Annotated in this window: 11 protein-coding genes; 9 read left to right on the top strand and 2 right to left on the bottom strand. The window is 64.2% G+C overall.

Annotated features, from left to right (window positions below; genetic code table 11):
• Positions 1 to 7 precede the first annotated feature (7 nt).
• A complete protein-coding gene (locus AB4Z37_RS23205; RefSeq protein ID WP_441519103.1) occupies positions 8 to 1855 on the bottom strand; it encodes a type VI secretion system Vgr family protein in 1848 nt (615 codons plus the stop codon).
• A gap of 386 nt (positions 1856 to 2241) precedes the next feature.
• Here AB4Z37_RS23205 and AB4Z37_RS23200 point away from each other — a divergent pair, with 386 nt between their 5' ends.
• From AB4Z37_RS23200 to AB4Z37_RS23160, 9 genes are all read left to right on the top strand, one after another.
• Entirely contained in the window at positions 2242 to 3558 is a 1317-nt protein-coding gene (locus tag AB4Z37_RS23200) for an ImpA family type VI secretion system protein (protein WP_441519102.1), read from the top strand.
• Positions 3559 to 3732: 174 nt separating this feature from the next.
• Positions 3733 to 4266: a type VI secretion system contractile sheath small subunit gene (gene tssB, locus AB4Z37_RS23195; protein WP_441519101.1), complete on the top strand. Its 534-nt coding sequence runs from the start codon at positions 3733 to 3735 to the stop codon at positions 4264 to 4266.
• A 17-nt stretch (positions 4267 to 4283) separates the two neighbouring features.
• Positions 4284 to 5798, top strand: coding sequence for a type VI secretion system contractile sheath large subunit (gene tssC, locus AB4Z37_RS23190; protein ID WP_441519100.1), 1515 nt, complete (start codon positions 4284 to 4286; stop codon positions 5796 to 5798).
• Between the two features lie 54 nt (positions 5799 to 5852).
• The gene (locus AB4Z37_RS23185; protein ID WP_441519099.1) at positions 5853 to 6338 is read left to right on the top strand and encodes an Hcp family type VI secretion system effector; all 486 of its coding nucleotides are present in this window, start codon (positions 5853 to 5855) and stop codon (positions 6336 to 6338) included.
• Between the two features lie 242 nt (positions 6339 to 6580).
• Positions 6581 to 7087, top strand: a complete 507-nt coding sequence (gene tssE, locus AB4Z37_RS23180) for a type VI secretion system baseplate subunit TssE (protein ID WP_441519143.1) — start codon at positions 6581 to 6583, stop codon at positions 7085 to 7087.
• A gap of 168 nt (positions 7088 to 7255) precedes the next feature.
• Positions 7256 to 9223, top strand: a complete 1968-nt coding sequence (gene tssF, locus AB4Z37_RS23175) for a type VI secretion system baseplate subunit TssF (protein WP_441519098.1) — start codon at positions 7256 to 7258, stop codon at positions 9221 to 9223.
• On the top strand, positions 9187 to 10242 hold the full coding sequence (gene tssG / locus AB4Z37_RS23170) for a type VI secretion system baseplate subunit TssG (protein ID WP_441519142.1): 1056 nt from the start codon (positions 9187 to 9189) through the stop codon (positions 10240 to 10242). The genes tssF and tssG overlap by 37 nt, the downstream gene beginning before the upstream one ends.
• Positions 10243 to 10349: 107 nt before the next feature.
• Positions 10350 to 12992, top strand: a complete 2643-nt coding sequence (gene tssH, locus AB4Z37_RS23165) for a type VI secretion system ATPase TssH (protein WP_441519097.1) — start codon at positions 10350 to 10352, stop codon at positions 12990 to 12992.
• A gap of 32 nt (positions 12993 to 13024) precedes the next feature.
• Positions 13025 to 14590: a methyltransferase regulatory domain-containing protein gene (locus tag AB4Z37_RS23160; RefSeq protein WP_441519096.1), complete on the top strand. Its 1566-nt coding sequence runs from the start codon at positions 13025 to 13027 to the stop codon at positions 14588 to 14590.
• On the opposite strand, the gene AB4Z37_RS23155 is transcribed toward AB4Z37_RS23160, so the two are convergent.
• Positions 14587 to 16206 (bottom strand): alpha-amylase family glycosyl hydrolase, encoded by a 1620-nt coding sequence (locus tag AB4Z37_RS23155; protein ID WP_441519095.1) that lies wholly within the window; start codon positions 16204 to 16206, stop codon positions 14587 to 14589. The two genes, AB4Z37_RS23160 and AB4Z37_RS23155, sit on opposite strands and share 4 nt — an antisense overlap.
• Positions 16207 to 16257: the final 51 nt, after the last annotated feature.

Genomic DNA, 16257 nt, shown 5'->3' with positions numbered 1-16257 from the left:
GCGGGCCTCACGCAATGGCGACCGGTGTGCCGACAATGCCCAGCGGACCGAGCGAGGTGATGCTGATGGTCGGCGCATCGATGACGATGCCGGCCGGCGTGATCGAGATCGTGCTCGCGCCAACCTGCAGGTTGATCATGACATTCGCGGTCAGGGTGATGGTCAGGCCGGCATCGACCGACTGGTCCATCGCCAGGGTAATGTGCTGGCCGCCGAGTTCGATGTCGAGCTTGTCGTTGCCGCTCTTCAGCGTGGTCTGCCGCGAGTCGCCACCGACGAAGGCTTCGCCAATGGTCCGCGTCTCGGTGTTGCGGACGACGACGTCGAGGTCGCGCTCGGCATGGATGCCGATCTGTTCGGAGCCCTTCTTGTCCTCGAAATTCCACTCATTATAGCCGCCGCCTCCCTTGGTGGAGTCGGACTTCAGCCCGGCGATGGTTTTCTTGGCAGGCAGGTCATACGGCAGCTTGTACTCATCGTTATAGACCGTGCCGATCACCAGGGGACGATCCGGATCGCCCTCCAGGAATTCGACCACGGCCTCCTGGCCGACCCGCGGAATGATCTGCCCGCCCCAGCGCTTGCCGGACCACACCTGCGCCACCCGCAGCTTGCAGGAGCGCTTCTTCTTGCGGTCCCAGAAGAAGCGCACATAGATCTCGCCGAGCTGTTCGACGTCGATCTCCTCGCTCGAACCGTCGTCCTTGGTCACGACCTTCGCCGTCTGGATGCCGTAGATCTTCGGCTTCGGCGTGATGATCGCGGCACGGAACGGACGGTCGCTGGGCAGAAACTCGTAGGCACCGAAATAGACATGCCGGCCCGCCTCGTGGCGGCCGCCCGAGCGATAGGCTTCGATCTCGAACGTATGGGTGGAGCGGACCACCAGGTATTCGACGTTCTGGGCATCCCTGAAGTGCTTGTCGAGCTTCGTCAGCCCGCCCGGAAACAGGTTGACCGCGTCGCCGTTGCCATGGCGGCGATGGTCCATCGCCTGCTCCGACTGCAGCTGGATCTTGGCATAGCGCTCGCCGTCGGATTTTTCCTTGTACTTGCCCGGGTAATCGTAGAATTCCATGTCCGCGCGGGTATAGCGCTCCGAGCCCTTGGCATCGCTGGTCAATTGCGCGTTGGGCTTCTGATAGTTGTAGTCGTTGAGCTCGACCTTGCCGGTGCGGAAGCGCCGCTCCGAGACCCACTCGTAGATGTGCTGCTCGCCGCGCCGGTCGGCGCCACCGAGCGCGATATAGGGAATCGTGGCGAGGCCTTCGATCGGCACATGCGACGATTTTGAATCCGCCAGTACCAGCGTATGCTTGCCGCCCTCATGCTTGAAGAAATAATAGATGCCATGCTGCTCCATCAGGCGGCACACGAAATTCATGTCGGTTTCGCGATACTGCACGCAGTATTCCAGTTTCGGGCATGAACCTTCTTCGGTCAGCTTGGACTCGTAGTCCGTGAAGCCGCGGTCGTTGAACACCTCCTTGATGATGTCCGGCGCCTTCTTGTCCTGAAAGATGCGGCAATCGGTGGTACGCGACAGCAGCCAGAGCCAGGGCCTGAGCACGATGCGGTAGCTGAAGTAATCGTCCTTCACGCCGAGCCACTGGGCATCGGTCAGGATGCCGCTGAACTCCCGGACCTTGCCGTGCAGCTTGATCTTGAGCGTGCACGACTGGCCGATCGCGCGGTCGAAGTCGAGGTCTGCTTCCTCGCTGAGGCATTCGATGCGGTATTCGAACAGCTCGCTCAGCCCCTCCGAGCCGTCGAGACGGACGAAGACCAGCACGTCCTTGCCGAGGGGCGTGGTCAGTTCGCAGAGACGGGTATCCTGGGTAAGCGCCTGGCCCATGTGAGCGTCGAACTCCCCTGTCCGCATGGCCATCCGCAGCAGCTGACCATGCCGTCATGCAAATTTCGCAGAGTTCAAAGACAATTTGTCGACTGTTCGAGTGACTGCCCCCAGCCGACAGATTGCAACCCGGCCAGCCTTCCGTGCACCTGCCGCGCCCCAAAAAACCGTCCCGGTCTCTGCGTAAGTCGGCCGCAAGGGCTTGCCGGTTCACAGGGAAATGTCATGATGACCAAATTGTCGGTGAACCGGAATTGCCCCGCGCCTGACCTAAGAATTGTTCGGACGATCAGAATTATTCGGACCAATCGTTTGCTGAATGCATCGCTGGCACGCTGGCGGTGAGCTGGGCGTGAGATGCTGTCCTTTGGCGGGACGAACTTGACATGCTCGACCTCGCATCCCTGACGCAGCCTCTTTCCGCCGACGATCCGTGCGGATCCGATCTCGATTCCAGCGGCGACCCTCAATACCTGAACTTCTTCGCAGGCGCGGAATCGCTGCTGCCGATGTCCTACTTCGACGTCGTCAACGCCAGCGGCGAACGCGGCCGGTTCGACCCCAAGGCGGTGGATTTTGCGGCGCAGTTCGCGGCCGCACAGCCGCTGCTGGCGCGCACGAGAGACCTGCGGTTGCTGGTGCTGCTCGCCAAGTTTTCCATCCTCAATCGCGAATTCGACGATTTCCTCAACTGTTTGAAGGCGATCGAGGCGTTGCTCCGGACTCAGTGGGAGGCGGTGCATCCGCGCGGCGAGGGCGACGACTACGCCTTTCGCGCCGTGACCATCGAGGCGCTCGACGTCTTCCCGACTGTCATCAATCCCCTCCAGTTCCTGCCGCTGATCGAAAACCGCCGTCTTGGCACACTGAACTACCGCGCCTACCAGATCGCCAAGGGCGAAATTCAGCCAGGCTCGGACAGCGAGACCCCGGATCTCACGACCATCGACCGCATCGTTGCCGAGGCCGACCTCGACGCACTGAGAGCAGTCACCGCACGCTTCTCCGCCCTGACGGCGACCCTCGCCGACATCAAGGCCGGCTGGCATGACAAGCTGAATTCGGGAAAACCGCTCAGCCTCAAAAGGCTGGCGGGCGAGGTCGAGGGCATCACGACCTGGCTGACGTCCCTGCTGGCCCAACGCGATCCCAGCACAGCTGCTCCAGCCGCTGTGGACGACGACTCTGCTCCCGACGAAGCCCCTGCCATGGTCTCGGGCGCCATCGCCTCGCCGGCGACGGCTGGTGCGGCGCTCGCCGCGGTCGCCGGCTATCTGGCCCATGCCGAGCCCTCCAGCCCGGCGTTGCTGCTGGTCCGGCAGGCCCATGAGATGGTCGGAAAGTCGTTTATCGAAGTCATGAGAATGCTGGTCCCCTCCTTCGTGGAGACGGCCGCGATCAATATCGGGCGGGACAAGGTGTTCGATCTGCCGATCGAGCGGATGGCAGCGCTGCTGCCCGAGACGAATGGCGCCGCGCCTCCCGAGGAGGAAGCTCAAGAGCTTGTTTTCAAAATTGAAAATCGGGCTCAGGCGCTCTTGCTGCTGGGCCAGGTGGCGACCTTTTTCAGGGCCGCCGAGCCGTCCAGCCCGATCCCGTTCCTGCTCGACCGCGCGCGCGACCTGGCGCAGCGCGATTTTCTCAGCGTGCTCCATGATGTGTTGCCCGAAGGCGCCCTCAAAACGATCGAGAGGTCGAATTGAACCCGCCTTCGGGTCGAACTGACTAACGAGGACAAACGAAAGCAGCTTTGCCGAGGCGGCCCAAGTACCTTCACGAACGTTCGCACACCTTCCAGCTGGCGGTCACTCCCTATCGGGGCGGCGGCCGCTGCGGCAGAACTGGCTTCGACAGCCGTTTCATGACGAGGGCGAATTATGGCAACGGACAGCGGTCAAAAATTCATCCGACGCAACCGCGCACCGCGCGTGCACATCACCTACGAGGATCCCTATGACGCCGAGCGGCTGGTCGAGCTGCCGTTCGTCATGGGTGTGCTGTCGGATCTCTCCGGCAACAATGCCGGCGTCGAGAAAGCCAAGGTCGAGGAGCGCAAGTTCCTCGAGTTCGACATGGACAATTTCGACAACCGCCTGGCGGCGATCCAGCCGGGCGTGACCATGCGTGTCGCCAACCGCCTTGGCGACGGCACCGGCGACAGCGAGAAGATGTCGGTCAATCTGCGCTTCAACAAGATGGCCGATTTCTCCCCGGTCGCGGTCGCCCGCCAGATCCCGGTGACCGCCAAGTTGCTGGAAGCCCGTGAACAGCTGGCCAACCTGCTGCGCTACATGGACGGCAAGGTTGCCGCCGAGGATCAGCTCAAGAAACTGCTCAGCGATCCGCAACTGATGGCCGCGCTGCAGGAGCGCGCCGCTGCCAGCAGCACCGAGCCGGAAGCCGAGAAATAAGGCGAGGAATGGGGACCATGGCAAAAGACGCAGGCCAGAAACAGACCACCACTGAAGTCGGCGCTGAGGTCAGGACCGTCGAGGCCGACGAATTCTCCGCGCTGTTGAAACAGAGCTTCAAACCACGCACCGAACGCGCGGCGACCGAAGTCGAGAACGCGGTGTCCACCCTCGTCCGCGAGGCGCTGAAAGACACGACCGTCATCAAATCGGATGTGCTTGACACCATCGAGGAGATGATCGCCCGGATCGATCAGAAGCTTTCGGCCCAGATGAACGAGGTTCTGCACGCCCCCGAATTCCAGGCGATCGAAAGCGCCTGGCGCGGCCTGCACTATCTGGTGTTCAACTCCGAAACCGACGCCACCCTCAAGATCCGGGTGATGAACGTCTCCAAGAACGAGCTGTACCGCAACCTGCGGCTCTATCCGGACGCGCGCTGGGACCAGAGCCCGCTGTTCAAGCAGGTCTATGAGTACGAATTCGGCCAGCTCGGCGGCGAGCCGTTCGGCTGCCTGATCGGCGACTACTATTTCAGCCATGTGCCGACCGACGTTCAGCTGCTGCGCGACCTCAGCAAGATCGCCGGTGCCGCCCACGCTCCGTTCTTCGCCGGCGCCGAGCCGACCCTGATGGGGATGGACTCCTGGACCGAGCTGTCCAATCCCCGCGACATCGGCAAGGTGTTCGACACGCCGGAATACGCCGCCTGGAAGGGACTGCGCGACCAGGACGACTCCCGCTATGTCGGCCTGTGCATGCCGCGGGTGCTCGGTCGCCTGCCCTATGGCGCCAAGTCCGAGCCGGTCGAGGAATTCGCCTTCGAGGAGGAGACCGACGGCCACACCGGCGACAAGTATGGCTGGATCAACGCCGCCTATGCCATGGCGGCCAACATCAACCGCGCCTTCAAGGAGTTCGGCTGGTGCACCCGCATTCGCGGCGTGCAGTCGGGCGGCGAGGTCATCAACCTGCCGACCCATACCTTCCCGACCGACGATGGCGGCGTCGATCTCAAATGCCCGACCGAAATCGCCATCAGCGATCGCCGCGAGCATGAGCTCGCCAAGGCCGGCCTGATCCCGCTGATCCACCGCAAGAACACCGACAAGGCGGCGTTCATCGGCGCGCAGTCGCTCTACAAGCCGAAAAAGTATTTCGGCGAGAAAGGCGTCGACGCCACCGCCTCCGACAACCTGTCGTCGCGCCTGCCCTACATGTTCGCGGTGTCGCGTTTCGCGCACTATCTCAAATGCATGGTGCGCGACAAGATCGGCTCGATGAAGGAGAAGGACGAGCTCACGGTCTGGCTGCAGACCTGGATCAACGAATATGTCGATGCCAATCCGGCCATGTCGTCGGAAGCCCAGAAGGCCCGCAAGCCGCTGGCCGCCGCCAAGGTCGAGGTCATCGCGAATGAGGAGAACCCGGGCTACTACAACGCCCGTTTCTTCCTCCGCCCCCACTTTCAGCTGGAGGCAATGGACGTGGGCTTAAGTCTTGTTTCCCGTCTGCCGGGGCCAAGCTCTTAAGGGGCGTTGAGTACGAGCACCGAACCCATCACGCGCATTGAAAGGTAACTTGTTATGGCCGTCGATATCTTCTTGAAGCTCGACAAGATCAAGGGCGAGTCCGAGGATTCCAAGCACAAGGAAGAGATAGACATCCTGAGCTGGTCCTTCGGAGAGAGCCAGACCGGCTCGTTCCACAGCGGCTCCGGCGGTGGCGCCGGCAAGGTCAACGTCCAGGACCTGCATTTCACCCACTGGGTCGACAAGGCCACCAGCGACCTGTTCCAGGCCTGCGCCAAGGGCACCCACATTGACAACGGGCTCCTGACCATCCGCAAGGCCGGCGAAAATCCGCTCGAATACTTGAAGATCTACTTGAACGAGATCATCGTCAGCAGCATCTCTACCGGTGGATCCCACGGCGACGAACGGCTGGTGGAGAACGTCAGCCTGAACTTCCGCAAGTTCAAGGTGCACTACACCTCGCAGACCGGCAAGGGCGCCGCCGGCGCTTCGCCGACCTTCGGCTGGGATATCCCGGCCAACAAGGAATGGGGCTGATCGCGCCCCGCCATGCTGGAGCCGCTCCCCGACGGGACGCGGCTCCAGATTTTTGGAATGGCGCGCCGCTTTGACGCTTCGTGCAAGTGAGCACGGCTCGACGACTGCCCGGATGGACATGGCTTCGGACGCGAAATCTCGGACACGAACCGACGCCGCTCCCTGCCGCCGTCGCTCCGGCATCGGTTAGGGGACCGGACGTGTCGATCACGCCGAAGAAAGACCGCTTAAGTCCGCCGCTGATGCTGGCGTTTCGTGCCGCCCACGCCGCCCATGACGCGCGCAAGAAGCTTGACCTGCGCGACGAGTTCGGCGAGCGGGTGATTGCCGGCCGGCGCAGCGCCGGTCGCTTTCCGATCTCGGAGGCGCTGCTGCGCCGCGAGGTCGCCCACGATCTCGAGGCCCTCCTCAACACCATCGCCCTGGAATCGACCGAGGACCTGACCGGGTGCGACTGTGTTCGGACCTCGATCCTGAACTATGGCTTCCCCGACATCGCCCATCGCTCGATCGACGAGATCACCGACAACGAGCTCAGCGACGAACTGCGCCGGATCCTGGCGACCTACGAGCCGCGGCTCGACCGCCGCTCGATCCGGGTGCATCGCGACAGCGCGATCGGCAGCGAGCAGCTCAAGCTGCGCTTCCTGGTCCATGCCGACCTGCAGTGCGAGCCGCTCAACGTACCCGTCGAATTCATCGCCGACGTCGATCTCGACAGCGGAGACATCCAGATCAACCGACTCTAGAACGTTCGCAAGCGAAGCCAACACCGGTGAAGAAACGCGGCAAAACCAGACAATAGAGCGCGCTCGCGTTTCCACCACAAGCGAACGTGCTCGAGTGCGCTCTTGCATCCGAAGTTCAGGCAAGAGCGTGCGGCGGTGCATCACGAACTTCGGATCTAGGCATGAGCCATGGACCGTGAATTCCGCGACTTCTACAACCGCGAGCTCTCCCTGCTCTACGAGCAGGCCGGCGATTTCGCCGAACAGTTTCCCGGCATCGCCGAGCGGCTGGGTGGCCTGACCAAGGAGCGCTCCGACCCGATGATCAGCGGCCTCCTGGAAGGCGCAGCCTTCCTTGCCGCCCGTGTCCAGCTCAAGCTCAAGCACGAGTTTCCCGAGTTCACGGCAAACCTGATGGAGCAGCTGGTTCCCAATTACCTGGCGCCGACGCCGTCGGCGATGCTGGTCAAGGCGCTGCCGCCGTTCGCGGATCCCGCACTGCGCGATGGCCGCCGGATCGCCCGCGGCGCCTATTTCGACGCCTCATATCGCGAGCGCGAGCGCAGTCTCGCCTGCCGTTTCCGGTTGTGCCGCGACATCGTGCTGTGGCCGTTCGACGTCACCGGCGCCGAGTATTTCTCCACGGCCGGTGCGCTGCAGGCGCTGGGCGTGCCGGTCGGCGGCGATGTCATCGCGGGGCTGCGGCTGTCATTGACCCATCGCACTGCGGCGCGGCCAGACGAGGACATGTCCGAGGCCGAGGCCCGGACAAAACCCGAGGCATGGTTCGCAGGCTGCAAGGTGTCCGAGCTTCCGATCTACCTGTCGGGCGCGGAGGCGGATGCGATTGCGCTCTACGAGCAGTTGATCGCCAATGGCGCCGGCGTCTACTTCCGTTTTCTCGACGACTACGGCGATCCGGTGGTTATTCGTGCACCCGACGACTGCATCAGCCAGATCGGCTTCGACGACAACGAGGCGCTGTTTCCGGGCGACAACCGGATCTTTCGCGGCTCCGAGCTGCTGCGGGAGTATTTCATGTTCCCGCGCAAGTTTCTCGGCTTCAGCCTGACTGGGCTGCGCGGCATCATGCCGAAGCTGCGCAGCAAGTCGATCGATATCGTGTTCGCTTTCGACGAGCACAATTCGCGCCTCGCCGCAGCCGTCCGGCCCGACACCTTCAGCCTCTACACGGCGCCCGCCATCAACCTGTTCGAGAAGACCAGCGACCGCATCCCGATCAAGTCGAACACCCACGAATACCACGTGGTGCCTGACCGCAGCCGCTACCTTGAATATGAGCCGCACCGCGTGCTCGAGGTCTACGCTCATTTCCCGGCCCAGAAGGACAAGCAACCGGTCCGGCCGCTCTACTCCGCCGCCGTCGATCCCACGGCGACATCGGTCGACAGCCTCTACTACACCGTGCGCCGGCTGCCGCGCCGCCGCACCGTGGAGGAGAAGACCTATGGTGCGGCATCCGACTACACCGGCACCGACATGTTCCTGTCGTTGCTCGAGCCAGGCGAGCTGAACGGCCGAACCTCGGCCGCCGAGCTCAGCGTCCGCGCGCTGTGTTCCAACCGCCATCTCACCGAGCACCTGCCGGTCGGCCAGGGCGGCGCCGACTTCCGCCTGCTCGACGACACATCCCTCGATCTCGTCTGCATTGCCGGTCCCACCCGGCCGCGCGAGCCGGTGATCACGCAAATGCGCACGCGCGGCGAGATTGCCAGCGTCGGTGTCATCGCCTGGCGTCTCATCAACATGCTTAGCCTCAACTATCTCGGCCTCGTCGAGCGCGGCGCGGGAAAGAATGCCGCCGCGCTGCGCGAGATGCTGGCCCTGTTTGCCGACCAGACCGACGACGCCACCGACCGCAAAATTCGCGGCACACGCAGTGTCGAGAGCCGTCCCGTGGTGCGGCGGGTGCGCGAGCGCACCGGCAGCGGCGCGGCGCGCGGGCAGGAAATCACCGTCACGCTCGACGAAAAGGCATTCGAGGGCAGCGGCGTGTTCCTGCTCGGGGCCGTGCTGGAACGTTTCCTGGCCGACTATGCCGGCTTCAATTTCTTCACCCAGACCGTGATCACGACCCCCGAACGCGGCGAGATCATGCGCTGGCCCGCCCGCATGGGCACGCGGAGACCGCTGTGACGCTGATCGAGCAGATGAAGGCCGAACCCTGGCGCTTCGACTTTTACCACGTGCTGCGCCAGCTCGAACGCGCCCACCCGGATCGCCCGCGGATCGGCGACAGTGCAGCGCGACGAGAGGAATATGTCGACCTCGGCCAGGACCCCTATCTCGAATTCCCGGCTTCAAACCTCAGCGCGGTTGACGGCGCCAATGGCCGGTTGCGCATCCTCGTCAAGTTCCTTGGCCTGCTGGGCCCACAGGGCGCACTGCCGCTCGCCACCACCGACGAAAGCGTCGGCTGGCTGCTGATGCGGGACGACGCCTTCCCGCGCTTCCTGGATCTCATCAACGGCCGTTTCCTGCAGTTGTTCTTCCGGGCATGGGCCGACGCAAGGCCGATCGCTCAGCACGATCGCCCGGGGGAAGACCGCTTCATCGCCTATGTCGGCTCGTTTGTCGGCCTCGGCAGCGACGTCTTCGCCGGCCGCGACACGGTTCCGGACATGGCCAAGCTCAGCTTCGCCGGCCTGATCGCGCCGAAGGCCAAATGCGCCTCGCGGCTGTCCCGCTTCCTCCAGGGCTTGTTCGACGTTCGGGTCGAGGTCGACGAATTCGTCGGCTCCTGGCTCGCCTTCGCTCCGGAAGACTGCAGCAGCCTCGGCCGCCGCCATGCCGGCCTTGGCAAGGATCTGCTGCTCGGCTCGCGCGTGTTCAGTGTCGAGGATAAAATCAGGATCCGGATCTTCGTCCGGGACTTCGCGCAGTACGAGGACTTCCTGCCGACGGACGCGAAGAATTTATCGGAACCGCTGGCCGACGCGGTGTTTTTCTACATCGGGGACGAACTCGACTGGGACGTCGAGCTCGCCATCCCCTCGGGCGCAGTGGCACCGGTTCGGCTCGGGCAAAGCGGAAGGCTGGGATGGACCACCTGGGTCTCACCGAACTGGACGTCGACCGACGACTATCGCTGCGATGCCCGTTTCAACCTGAGCGAACGGCTGCGGGCGCGGCGTGCCACAGCGGCCGCCGATTGAACCGAACCGGTCCGCCGGCCGTCTCAACATCAGGGAAATCCGTCGGATTTCCACGACGTGCCGGATGATCTCCGCAACAACGCTGAAGCCATCCCTGGGAGGGCGCCGTGACTGACATCAGCATCGAGACCGTCACCGGCAAACTGAACCGCGCCGGCTATGATGCCTTCATCCAGGCGCTGCGCCACGCCAAGAGCGGCGGCAACCGCAATGTCGAGCTGGCGCATTGGCTGTTCCACATCCTGCAGCAGGAACACACCGACCTCAGCCTCACCGCCGACCACTACAAGCTCGACCGTGCCCGGTTGTTGTCCGATCTCGCGACCGCCATCAGCGGCTTCCGCATGAACGAGACGGACATGCCGGGGATCGCCAACGGCGTCATCGAAATCCTCGACCGCGGCTGGCACTACGCCACGCTGTTCTTCGGCGAGCCCCAGATCCGCACCGGTCACCTGCTGGTCGCCGGGTTGAAATCGACAGACCTTCGCCGGACGCTCACCAGCCTGTCCAAGGAATTCACCAAGGTGAATGTGGATGGCCTCGCCGCGGAACACCGGGCGATCTGGGCGGGGTCCGAGGAAGACAACCTGCGGCCGATGGACAACTCGGGCCTTGCCGGCGCCGGGACTCCGGGCGCGGAGCAGGCCGCCGGTGCCAAAGGCACCACGCCGCTCGACCGTTTCTCCCAGGACCTGACCGCGCGGGCGAAATCGGGCCAGATGGACCCGATCCTCGGCCGCGACAACGAGATCCGCCAGCTCATCGACGTGCTGATGCGGCGTCGGCAGAACAACCCGATCCTCACCGGCGAAGCCGGCGTCGGCAAGACCGCGGTGGTCGAGGGCTTCGCCCAGCGTATCGCATCCGGCGACGTGCCGCCGCCGCTGCGCAATGTCCGGCTGTGTGCGCTCGACATCGGCCTGATGCAGGCTGGCGCCTCGATGAAGGGCGAGTTCGAGCAGCGGCTGCGCTCGGTCATCGACGAGGTCCAGAGTTCACCGACCCCGGTCATCCTGTTCATCGACGAGGCTCACACCCTGATCGGCGCCGGCGGCGCGGCCGGCACTGGGGACGCTGCCAACCTGCTCAAGCCTCCGCTCGCCCGCGGCACCCTGCGCACCATCGCCGCGACCACCTGGGCGGAGTACCGCCAGTATATCGAGAAAGACCCGGCGCTGACCCGGCGCTTTCAACCGATCAATGTCGACGAGCCCGATGTCGCGACCTGCTGCGTGATGCTGCGCGGGCTGATCGGCCCGATGGAGAAGCATCACGGCGTGCGCATCTCGGATGCAGCCATCATCGCCGCGGTCAACCTGTCTCACCGTTACATTCCGGCCCGGCAACTGCCCGACAAGGCCGTCAGCCTGCTCGACACCGCCTCCGCGCGGGTCGCCATCAGCCAGAGTGCCACCCCGGCCCTGATCGAAGACTCCCGTGTCGCCATCGCCGCGCGCGAGGCCGAGAAGGCCGCGCTCGTCAGCGACAGCGATCTCGGCGTCGACGATGCCGAGCGCATCACGGCGATCGAAGCTGATATCGCAACACTCAGGGAAAAGCTCGCTGGCCTCGAGGCCGACTGGGCGACGGAACAGGCGCTGGTCACGGACATCCGCAGCCTGCGCGACATCCTCGCCGGGCCCAAGGATGGCGACGACCCGGCAGCCAGGCGCGCCGAGCTGCGCAGCAAGTTCGAAGCCCTCGAAGGCATCAATCCCGACCGGCGCATGATCTACCCCCATGTCGACGAGCAGTCGGTGGCCTCCGTGGTGTCCGACTGGACCGGCATTCCGGTCGGTCGCATGGTGCGCGACGAGATCGAGACAGTGCTGAAATTGCCGGAGATCCTCAACCGCCGGGTACTCGGCCAGTCGCACGGGCTGGCAATGATCGCAAGGCGCATCGAAACCAGCCGCGCCAAGCTCGACAATCCCTCGAAACCGATCGGCGTGTTCATGCTCGCCGGCCCCTCCGGTGTCGGCAAGACCGAGACGGCGCTGGCGCTGGCGGAGGCGCTCTATGGCGGCGAGCAGAACATGATCGCCATCAACATGTCCGAGTTTCAGGAGGCCCACACCGTCTCGACCCTGAAGGGGGCGCCTCCCGGCTATGTCGGCTATGGCGAGGGCGGCCGGCTGACCGAGGCGGTGCGGCGCAAGCCTTACAGCGTCATCCTGCTCGACGAGGTCGAGAAGGCTCATCCCGACGTGCACGAGATCTTCTTCCAGGTGTTCGACAAGGGCATCATGGAAGACGGCACCGGCCGCAAGATCGACTTCAAGAACACCCTGATCATCCTGACCACCAATGTCGGCACCGACATGATCATGGCGCTGTCGCGCGACCCGAAATACCGCAACGATCCGGAAGAGCTGGCGCGGATGCTGCGGCCGGAACTGCTGAAGGTATTCCCGCCGGCCCTGCTCGGGCGCATTGTCTCGATTCCGTATTTCCCGCTGTCCGACGACATGCTGGCCGGCATCGTACGGCTGCAGCTCGACCGCATCGGGCGGCGCATCCGCGATGGCCATAATGCGGCGTTCAGCTACGACGACGCCGTCGTCGCGCACATCGTCTCGCGCTGCAACGATCCGGATTCCGGCGGCCGCATGATCGACAACATCATCACCAACACCCTGCTGCCCGAACTGTCGCGCGAATTCCTCAACCGCTCGCTGGCGAAGGAGGAGATCACGCAGGCACGGGTGACGATCGACAACGACCGCTTCGCCTACAGCTGGCAGTAGTCAGCTTTCGTTTCACAACAATGATCCGACCAATGAACATCGCCACACCGAAGCCGACGCTCTACGACGAGGTCTACTATCCCGGTCACGTCTACGAGCATACCCATCCCAACCTGCTGGGCAGCCTCGGCACGCTGTATGGCATGACGCCGGCCCCGGTCGACCGTTGTCGTGTCCTGGAACTCGGCTGCGGCGTCGGCGGCAACCTGCTGCCGATGGCGTTTCAGTACCCGAACAGCACATTCATCGGAATCGATCTCAGCGGCGTCACCATCGCCCGCGGCCAGAGCAACATCGCCGCGCTCGGGCTGCGCAACATCCAGCTGATGCATCACGACATCATGGACGTCGACGACAGCTTCGGTCAGTTCGACTACATCATCGCCCACGGCGTCTATTCCTGGGTCCCGCCCGCGGTCCGCGCCAGGATGATGACGATCTTCAAGCAGAACCTCGCGCCCCATGGCATCTGCTATGTCAGCTACAACGCGCACCCTTACTCGCACCTGCGCGACATGGTGCGCGACATGATGCTGTATCACACCCGCGGCATCACCGACATGAAGAAGAAGACCGAGCAGGCCCGCGCGATCGTGCGCTTCCTGAGCGAGGGCTCGAAAGCCGACACGGTCCACGGCGCGGTCATGCGCGACCATGCCAATCGCGTGCTGAAGATGCCGGAGGAAGTCCTGTTCCACGACGATCTCAACGAGATCGCGACCGCCTTCCTGCTCCTCCAGGTGGTCGAGGACGCCGGCCGCCATGGCCTGCAATATCTCAGCGACGCCGACTTTTCGCGCCGCCATCTCGCCGCCTACTCCGAGGAGGTGCGCACCACGCTACAGCGTTTTCCCGAGAGCGAGTTCATGGCGCGCGACCAGTATCAGGATTTCATCGACGGCAACGGCTTTCGGCGCACCCTGCTGTGCCACGACGACGTCGTGCTGCGCCGCCGGATCGAGCTGGACTTCGTCACTGGCTTTCATCTGCTCAGCACGATGAGCCCGGTCGATCCGCACGCCCGTCTCGCCGACAGATCGCCGATGGAATTCAGGACCCACGAAGGTTCCACGCTGACCGTGACGCAACCGCTGCTGAAGGCCGCGCATCTGTACCTTGGCCGCACCTGGCCTCGCGCGCTGTCGTTCGACGCGCTGCTCGACGGCGCACGGGCCCTGCTCGGCGGCCGCGCCGAGGCCGACGACCGGCAGACGCTGACGGACGCCATCTATGTGCTGGCCTGCAGCGGCGAAGTCACGTTCCTCGTGGCGCCGCCCTTTATCGTCAAGGAGGTCAGCGAACATCCGCAGGCGAGCCTGCTGGCACGCTGGCAGGCCGGCACCGGGCCCCTAGTCACCAACCTGCTACACCAGACCGTGCGCCTGGAGGATGACCGGACGCGGTATTTCCTCCAGCTCCTCGATGGCGCACGCACCATCGCCGAGATCGTCGCCGACATGACCAAAACCTTCGGCCCGACAACCGAGATCACGCGAGCGGACGACGGCGAGCCGATGGAGCCGCTGGTGCTGTCGACCGGCGACGGCGTCGCGCGCTCCCTCGCCATGGTCGGCAAGCTCGGCCTGCTCGTCGGCTAAATCTCCGGCGCGAGATCGAGCACGAGTCCTTCATTGCTGCTCAGATGCAGCGTGTCGCTGATCACCTCAGCCGAACGCTCCGTGGATGTCGAGAGCACGATGACCGCCCGCACAGCGAGCGGCGGCAGCGTGACTGTCACAGGCCGGTCGGAGAAATTCAGCGCCACCAGCATCCGGCGACCGCCATCGGCGCGCGTGTACGCCAATACGTCGGCGCAATCGGTCGGCAACTCCGCGTAGCTGCCGAGGCTCAGTTCCGCCCTTGCCCGGCGTAGCGCGATCAATGCGCGGTAAAGGCCGAGCATGGAGCGGGGGTCGTCGCGCTCGACCGCGACATTGCGACGGGCGAAATCGTCCGTCAGCGGCAACCAGGGAATGCCGGTGGTGAAGCCGGCATTCGCTGAGACGTCCCACTGCATCGGCGTCCGGCAGCCGTCGCGCCCCACCCCATAGCCCGGCACGTTGGTCTCGAAGGGATCGCGCACCTGCTCCGGCGCGATCGGCACCTGCGGCAGGCCGATCTCGTCGCCGTAATACATCGTCGGCGTGCCGCGCAGCGTCAGCAGCAGCATGGCGGCGACCCGTGCCTGCCCCGGACCGACCCGTCCTGCGATCCGCATGCGGTCGTGGTTGCCGAGCACCCAGTTCGGCCACGCCCCTGCCGGCAACGCCGCCTCGTAACGCGCGATCAGTGCTGCGACCGCCTGCGCCTGCCATGGCGTCGAGATCAGCGCGAAGTTGAACGGCAGATGAGCACCTGCAAGGTCGTCGCCGTAATAAGCGACCAGCTTGTCCGGCGGCAGATAGATCTCGCCGATCAGGACGCGGTCGTCGAACTCGTCCATGACGCGCCTGAGCTCGGCCACCACCACATGCACGTCGGGCCTGTCGGTCGAATGGACCGGCAGCAGCCGTTCGTAGGGCTGACGCTCCGGCGTGTAATCCGGATTGGGCGGGTTGTCGCGAAACTCGGCGTCCTTGATCAGGTGCCACATCACGTCGACGCGAAAGCCATCGACGCCGCGCCGCAGCCAGAACCGCATGACCTCGGCGATCGCCCGCCGCACCTGCGGATTGCGCCAGTTGAGGTCGGGCTGGGCGCTGAGAAAGGCATGATAATAGAACTGGCCGGTCGCCTCGTCGAATGCCCAGGCGCTGCCGCCGAACTCCGACAGCCAGTTGTTCGGCGGCCCGCCGCCAGACCGGCCGTCCCGCCAGATGTACCAGTCGCGCCTGGGGTGGTCGCGCGAGGTACGGCTTTCCAGGAACCAGGGATGCTGATCGGAGGTGTGGTTGGGCACGAGATCGAGCACGACTTTCAGCCCATGACCATGGGCCGCGGCGACCAGCTCATCGAAGTCGGCGAGCGTCCCGAACAGCGGATCGATGCCGGTATAGTCGGAGATGTCGTAACCGAAATCGACCATCGGCGAAGTGAAGATCGGCGACAGCCATAGTGCATCGGCACCGAGCTCGACGAGATATGGCAACCGCGCGGTCAGCCCCCGCAAGTCACCAACACCATCGCCGTCGCCGTCCTGAAACGAGCGCGGATAGACCTGGTACAGGATCCCGGACTGCCACCACGGGGCACGAGGAAACTCAGGTGAGGCCATCAGCGACAGATCCCGACGTCAAGTGATCGCGGATCCTTATAGCCTCTTCGC

This window comes from Bradyrhizobium sp. 2TAF24 (assembly GCF_052115025.1).
GTDB lineage: Bacteria > Pseudomonadota > Alphaproteobacteria > Rhizobiales > Xanthobacteraceae > Bradyrhizobium_A.
The sequence above is the reverse complement of the archived record's forward strand: the minus strand, read 5'-3'. Positions and strand labels throughout refer to the sequence as shown.

Excerpts from the sequence above, each read along its gene's own strand:
- AB4Z37_RS23185 (WP_441519099.1), top strand. The coding sequence starts at position 5,853 with ATGGCCGTCGATATCTTCTTGAAGCTCGACAAGATCAAGGGCGAGTCC.
- tssB (WP_441519101.1), top strand. The coding sequence starts at position 3,733 with ATGGCAACGGACAGCGGTCAAAAATTCATCCGACGCAACCGCGCACCG.
- tssE (WP_441519143.1), top strand. The coding sequence starts at position 6,581 with ATGCTGGCGTTTCGTGCCGCCCACGCCGCCCATGACGCGCGCAAGAAG.
- AB4Z37_RS23205 (WP_441519103.1), bottom strand. The coding sequence starts at position 1,855 with ATGGGCCAGGCGCTTACCCAGGATACCCGTCTCTGCGAACTGACCACG.
- AB4Z37_RS23200 (WP_441519102.1), top strand. The coding sequence starts at position 2,242 with ATGCTCGACCTCGCATCCCTGACGCAGCCTCTTTCCGCCGACGATCCG.
- tssC (WP_441519100.1), top strand. The coding sequence starts at position 4,284 with ATGGCAAAAGACGCAGGCCAGAAACAGACCACCACTGAAGTCGGCGCT.
- AB4Z37_RS23160 (WP_441519096.1), top strand. The coding sequence starts at position 13,025 with ATGAACATCGCCACACCGAAGCCGACGCTCTACGACGAGGTCTACTAT.
- AB4Z37_RS23155 (WP_441519095.1), bottom strand. The coding sequence starts at position 16,206 with ATGGCCTCACCTGAGTTTCCTCGTGCCCCGTGGTGGCAGTCCGGGATC.
- tssF (WP_441519098.1), top strand. The coding sequence starts at position 7,256 with ATGGACCGTGAATTCCGCGACTTCTACAACCGCGAGCTCTCCCTGCTC.